This window comes from bacterium CG_4_10_14_0_2_um_filter_33_32, from assembly GCA_002792735.1.
Lineage (GTDB): Bacteria > Patescibacteriota > CPR2_A > CG2-30-33-46 > CG2-30-33-46 > CG2-30-33-46.
Map to the genome: position 1 here is coordinate 21,285 of PFOW01000048.1, position 6,349 is coordinate 27,633.

The 6,349-nt window shown below is 33.5% G+C and carries 6 protein-coding genes and 2 tRNA genes; 7 read left to right on the plus strand and 1 reads right to left on the minus strand.

Features of this window, described 5'->3' with window-relative positions:
* Position 1 precedes the first annotated feature (1 nt).
* The 7 genes from COX95_02950 to COX95_02980 all read left to right on the plus strand — a co-directional run bounded on the left by COX95_02950 (position 2) and on the right by COX95_02980 (position 5,829).
* A complete protein-coding gene (locus COX95_02950; GenBank protein ID PIZ85801.1) occupies positions 2–1,738 on the plus strand; it encodes a hypothetical protein in 1,737 nt (578 codons plus the stop codon).
* Between the two features lie 11 nt (positions 1,739–1,749).
* Positions 1,750–2,037: a nucleoid-associated protein, YbaB/EbfC family gene (locus tag COX95_02955; GenBank protein ID PIZ85802.1), complete on the plus strand. Its 288-nt coding sequence runs from the start codon at positions 1,750–1,752 to the stop codon at positions 2,035–2,037.
* A gap of 3 nt (positions 2,038–2,040) precedes the next feature.
* Entirely contained in the window at positions 2,041–2,397 is a 357-nt protein-coding gene (locus COX95_02960; GenBank protein ID PIZ85803.1) for a GNAT family N-acetyltransferase, read from the plus strand.
* 31 nt (positions 2,398–2,428) lie between these two features.
* Positions 2,429–3,028 carry a recombination protein RecR gene (locus COX95_02965; GenBank protein PIZ85804.1) on the plus strand — a complete coding sequence of 200 codons (600 nt, stop codon included), beginning with the start codon at positions 2,429–2,431 and terminating at the stop codon, positions 3,026–3,028.
* Between the two features lie 90 nt (positions 3,029–3,118).
* Positions 3,119–4,558: a cysteine--tRNA ligase gene (locus COX95_02970; protein PIZ85805.1), complete on the plus strand. Its 1,440-nt coding sequence runs from the start codon at positions 3,119–3,121 to the stop codon at positions 4,556–4,558.
* A 52-nt stretch (positions 4,559–4,610) separates the two neighbouring features.
* Positions 4,611–4,684: transfer RNA gene (locus COX95_02975), tRNA-Gln, on the plus strand.
* 20 nt (positions 4,685–4,704) lie between these two features.
* Positions 4,705–5,829 carry a hypothetical protein gene (locus COX95_02980; GenBank protein ID PIZ85806.1) on the plus strand — a complete coding sequence of 375 codons (1,125 nt, stop codon included), beginning with the start codon at positions 4,705–4,707 and terminating at the stop codon, positions 5,827–5,829.
* A 43-nt stretch (positions 5,830–5,872) separates the two neighbouring features.
* On the opposite strand, the gene COX95_02985 is transcribed toward COX95_02980, so the two are convergent.
* Positions 5,873–5,947: transfer RNA gene (locus COX95_02985), tRNA-Glu, on the minus strand.
* Between the last annotated feature and the right edge of the window lie 402 nt (positions 5,948–6,349).

Here is a 6,349-nt window from a genome sequence, read left to right on the forward strand (position 1 = left end):
TATGCAAAAATTAACAAGCTTTCTAAAATCACAAAAATTCTTGGTTACGTTTCTCTTATCCTTGATGTTCTTTGTGGCTGTAACGTCTATGGCAGGAGATTCTGCAATAGAAGATGAAGTGCCTCACATTGTATCCGGTTATTCTTATTTAACAAAAGGGGACTACAGATTGAACCCAGAACATCCACCCCTTATAAAAGATTTAGCGGCAGTACCTTTGCTATTCATACGTCCGAATTTTCCTACTGAGCAATGGCAAGCCGGAGTTAATGATCAATGGTCAGAAGGAGCAAATTTTTTATACAAAACGGGAAATAACGCTGATTTAATGCTTTTTTTGGGGCGATTACCTGTAATACTGCTTTCAATCTTGTTAGGATATTTTGTTTACAGATGGGCAAAAGAACTTTATGGCAACAAAGCTGGATTATTTGCATTAACTCTATATGCTTTTGATGCAAACATAATAGCGCATAGTAGGTTTGTTACCACAGATCTAGGCATAGCCGCAACTATGTTTATCAACCTATATTTTTTATGGAAATTCCTCGCGGAACCCACAAAGAAAAGATTTTTTCTTGTGGCTATAACTCTAGCCATTGCTTTGCTGACTAAATTCTCAGCACCGATAATTATAATTACTTATGCCTTTGTGGCACTATATCTAATTATTAGGCCTAAAAAATATGAAAAGGGCTCATTATTATTTATTAGATTCTTTAACTCGGATTTTTTAAGAAGATTTATTGGCTACTTTTTAACTTTTTTCTCAATAGCTATGATCGCTCTTATGATTGTTTGGGTTGTTTACTTCTTCCAAACAATAAATATGTCAAAAGAAATGTTCCATTTGTCAATTAATGACGGACTAGATAAGGGTGTAGCAAGAGATATTCTGAATAAAATAGCCGATGTTCCAGTACTTAGAGCTCTCAGTCATTACTTCTTGGGATTCTTTATGGTAAGTCAGCATGCAACGGGTGGTCATACTTCTTTTCTTTTAGGACAAGTCTCTAACGGCTGGTGGTATTACTATATAGTTGCTTTCTTGGTTAAAACTGCTGTCCCGACAATGATATTTATAATTATTAGTGTCTTGTTCTGGAAAAGTCAGCCAAATAAAGACCATAAAGCAAAAGTTATATTACTCACGCCTATATTAATTCTTGTCGGGTTTGCTTTATCAACGCGAATAAATCTAGGGATACGTTATCTGCTGCCGATTTTTCCATTAATTTATGTATTTATTAGCTTTATGGCAGAAAAAGTCAGCTTTGAAGATGTCAAATCATTATTTAAAAATAAGGTAACCTTCCACACTGCTTTTTCTTTATTTTTCTTTCTGCTTATTGGTTGGGCTATTATTACATCACTAAAAACATACCCCTATTATTTAACATATTTTAACGAGCTTATTGGCGGACCAAGAAACGGAATGCGATACGTAACTGATTCAAATTTAGACTGGGGACAAGACATGAAAAGACTTGCAAAATACGTAAAAAACAATAACATAGAAAAGATAAGGGTCGAGTATTTTGGGGGAGCTGATTATCCGGAATACTATCTAGGAGATAAATTTATTGCATGGAATACTGATAAAACCCCCGAACAAGGATACTATGCAATTAGCGTTACTTTATTTCAGCAAGCCCAAGCTAAAGGTCAATACGCATTCCTAAAAGATAAAAAACCTTTAACAACAATCGGACATTCAATATTGATTTTTAACTACTAAAGGAGGTAAATATGGCTTTTGATAAGATGAAAAAGATATACCAGCTAAGAAAACTTCAACAAGAATTGAAGCAAATGACAGTTGAGTCAGAAAGATTGGACGGAAAAATTAAAATAACTATGACCGGCGAATTTAAACCTCAAGAAATAAAAATTGACGAATCGCTATTATCACCAGATAACGCTTTTCAATTAGAAAAAGCTCTTAAAGAAGCTTTCATAGAAGCTTTAGGTAAAGCTCAGCATAATGCAGCTTCCAGAATGCGCGACTTTGGAGATCTGGGTATCCCGGGGCTCTAGCTAATGAAGATTCAAAAGAAAAATATCAGCATATCTGGGATAAAATTTAGCGTTAAAAACGATGATAAAGAAATAGCTTGGGCTTTTCTGTACATTATTAAGAATAGCCGACATAAAGAACCTTATGGCTTTTTTGAGAATCTTTATGTAGAAGAAGAATACCGAAAACAGGGTATAGGCAAAAAAATTATTAACGTCCTTATTGAAGAAGCCAAGAAAAATAACTGTTACAAAATTTTAGCAACTAGCAGGCATTCCAAGCCTAAAGTTCATACTTTATACGAAAAGTTTGGATTTAAAAATCATGGCTTAGAATTTAGAATGGATCTTATGAATAGTCCTACATTGCAAAAAGATTAAATTATAAAATACATCTGAGGGGGGATTTAAAATGAAATATTTGCCTAGATCAATAAAAAATTTAATTGAAGAATTTTCAAAATTACCGGGCGTAGGCCCAAAAACTGCGGAAAGATTTACTTTTAGTCTTCTGAAAAAACAGGAAAAAGATCTAGAAAAGTTTGCTGATACGATTCGGGATTTTAAAAAAAATCTTAAAAATTGCACTATCTGTCATAACATAGCCGAATCAGACCCTTGTGACATATGCTCCAATCCTACAAGAGATAAATCTACTATAGCAGTTGTCGAAAAGTCCTTAGATATTGTTGCTTTGGAAAAAACTGGACAGTTTAAAGGTACTTACCATGTACTTGGAGGATCAATATCCCCAATAGATGGGGTGACAGCAGCGGATCTGACTATAGATAAATTAGTTGAAAAAGTTAAAAAAAGAGAAGTCACGGAACTAATATTAGCCACAAACCCTACGCTAGAAGGCGAATCAACCGCTTCTTATATACAGCAATTGATAAAACCCGTAGGTATTAAAATTACAAGAATAGCTAGAGGCATACCAGTAGGGGGTGACTTAGAATATGCCGACGAAGTCACCATAATACGGGCACTTGAGGGAAGAAAAGAATACTAAAAATACTAAATAAAAAACTTTTAGTTAATATTGTAAAAAAGCTCTAGTAGCTTTATTTTATACGTATATAAAAAATGATATACTAGAAATATGCTAAAACTTTATAATACTCTTACAAAAAATAAAGAAATGTTTAAACCCATAAAAAATAAAAAAGTGGGGATTTATACATGCGGTCCAACCGTTTATGGCTATGCCCATATCGGTAATCTAAGAACTTATATTTTTGCTGATATTTTAAAAAAATATCTTAAATACGAAGGTTATAAAGTTAAACATGTAATGAATATAACAGACGTAGGTCACTTAACCTCTGACGGTGACACAGGAGAGGATAAGATTGAAAAAGAGGCGAGACTTGAACATAAAAGCGCTTGGGATATTGCAAATTTTTATACTCATGTATTTTTTGAAGACTCTGAAGCTCTTAATATTGAAAAACCGGACATAATTTCTAAAGCTACGGATTATATAAAAGATCAGATTGAATTTATACAAAAATTAGAAAAAAAAGGATTTACATATGTAATAAAAGATGGAGTTTATTTTGATACCTCCAAATTAAAAGATTATGGAAAGCTTGCCAAATTAGATATTAAAGGACTAAAAGCAGGGGCACGCATAAAAAGCGTAATTGGCAAAAAAAATATAACAGATTTTGCTCTGTGGAAATTTTCTCCAAAAGATAAAAAGAGACAAATGGAATGGGATTCGCCATGGGGCAGGGGATTCCCGGGATGGCATATCGAGTGTTCAACAATGAGCATGAAACATCTCGGGAAAACGATAGATATTCATACCGGAGGCATAGATCATATACCGGTTCATCATACTAATGAAATCGCCCAATCAGAAGCTTTAACGGGTAAGCCTTTTGTAAATTATTGGATGCACGGGGAATTTTTACTGGTGAAATCAGGGCGAATGGGTAAATCAGAAGGGAACTTAATCAAAATCTCCGACCTTCAAGAAGAAGGCTATAACCCTTTAGCATATAGATTACTAACTCTTCAAGCTCATTATCGAGATAAACTGGATTTCACAAAAAGAAATCTCAAAGCGGCGCAAATAACATTAAACCGTATTTATAATGATATTAGAAGATATCTGTCAATTAAAAAAGAAACATCTGGTTTGAACATTTCAGACATATTAGACAAATCTGATCAAAAATTCGAACAAGCAATGAATGATGATTTAAATACCCCTAAAGCATTTGCAGAAATATTTAAATTATTGAACAAAGTTAATAAGCTCTTAGATTTAAATAAACTATCCTCAACTGATGGACAAAAAATCTTTAACCTTCTATTGAAATTTGATCATGTTTTTGGATTAAGCTTTGAAAAAATAAAAAAAGAAGAAATTCTACCGGTAGAGATTGAAATATTGATTAAAGACCGAGAAAACGCTCGCAGGGTAAAGAATTTTAAAAAAGCTGACGAGATTAGAGTCTCGCTTAAGAACAAAGGTATTGAGCTGGAAGACACGGCGAAAGACGTACGCTGGAAAAAGATAGATAAATTTTAATTCTTTTTTATAACAATAAATTCTGCTAAAATATATATAACTTTATTTTTAATCCGGGGTCGTCTAATGGTAGGACAACGGAATTTGGATCCGTTAATCGGGGTTCGAGTCCCTGCCCCGGAACCATTTATTAATCATCTTATTAGATGAAAAACATAATAGATATCCATGTTAAAAAAACAGAGGCAAAAAAAGAATCGAGCATAAAACCGCCTAAAAAAAGAAAGAATATTAAGTTAGTAATAATTGCAGCATTATTGATTTTTTTATCCATAATAGCTGCATTTTTTTTATGGCCAAAAGAAAAAAAGGAAACGGTTATTGAACCAAAAAAAGAAGAAACAAAAGTTGTAAGCGAGCCTAAAAAAGAAGTGTCACTCTTTAATATAGAATCACCTCTTAATGGGGCTTTAACTACTGAAGAAAAAGCAAAAAGAAGGCCAATTGCGGCTGCGATTGAAAATCATCCCGCCTCAAGGCCTCAATCCGGTCTAGACAAAGCAGGCTTAGTTTACGAAGCATTAACCGAAGGTGGAATCACTAGATTTTTAGCATTTTTCGTTGAAAATGACGTAAAAGAAGTTGGACCTGTAAGAAGCGCGAGAATTTATTTTGTAAGATTTGCGGATGAATATAATGCTTTCTACACTCACGTAGGCGGGAGCGCAGATGCGTTGGCTTTAATCAAAGAATTGGATAATTTTTACAACTTAGACCAATTTAGCTTGGGCAAATATTTTTGGCGCGATAAAAAGAGATTTGCTCCTCATAATGTATACTCGTCAACAGATCTTCTAAGGAAGGCGGGGGAAAGTAAAAAATGGGACGCAAATGCTGATTATGATAAATATCAGTTTAAGAATGATGTATCAGAAAATAAACGGGGGAATAAAGAAAAAATAACTATCAATTTTTCTTTTAAACAATATCAAGTCGATTATTATTATGATAAATCTAATAATGAATACAAAAGAAATCTTGCAGGAAAAGAACATATAGATAAGAATTCAAAACAACAGATTAAGGCAAAAAATATAATCATACAGTATGTAGAAAGTTGGAAAGTAGAAGATGGTATAGATATTAATAGCCAAGGAAGCGGTAAGGCTAAGGTATTTATGGATGGGGAAGAAATTACAGGAACATGGAAAAAATTATCGAGAAAACAGAGAACTAAGTTTTATGACAGTCAAAACAAAGAAATAATATTCAATCGTGGCCCTATTTGGATAGAAATCATATCGCAAGGGGTTGTAATATTAGACCAATAATACAGGGTGATTTGAAATTATTTAGCTATTTAGATATAAATATTGGTACCCCCACGGGGAATTGAACCCCGGTTTCCGCCGTGAGAGGGCGGTGTCCTAGCCTCTAGACGATGAGGGCGTAAATATTAATATACCGCTAATTAATAGAAAAGACCCGGAAGGGTCTTTTCTATTTTCACAATTTAGTTTAGCTAGCCTTACCAATCTTGAACATTTTCGTTCCGCAATCCGGACAAACACCTTGATTTGCAGGTTTACCATTCTTCATCGTGATTTCTTTTGCGTCTTTCATCTCTTTCTTAGCTCGACACTTCATACAAAATGCTTCCATAATAATACCTCCTATTAAGGAATTGTTAAAAAGGATAAATTATAATTATTTAAGGATCAAGCTATAGCTAAATATATATTACAACAATAAACTCAAAAAATCAAATTTTTGTACGCGTCACGCACATTTGAGACTCCGGAACAGTTTTTATTAAATAATCAATGGGTGAAATATTACCCAAAGATTGGT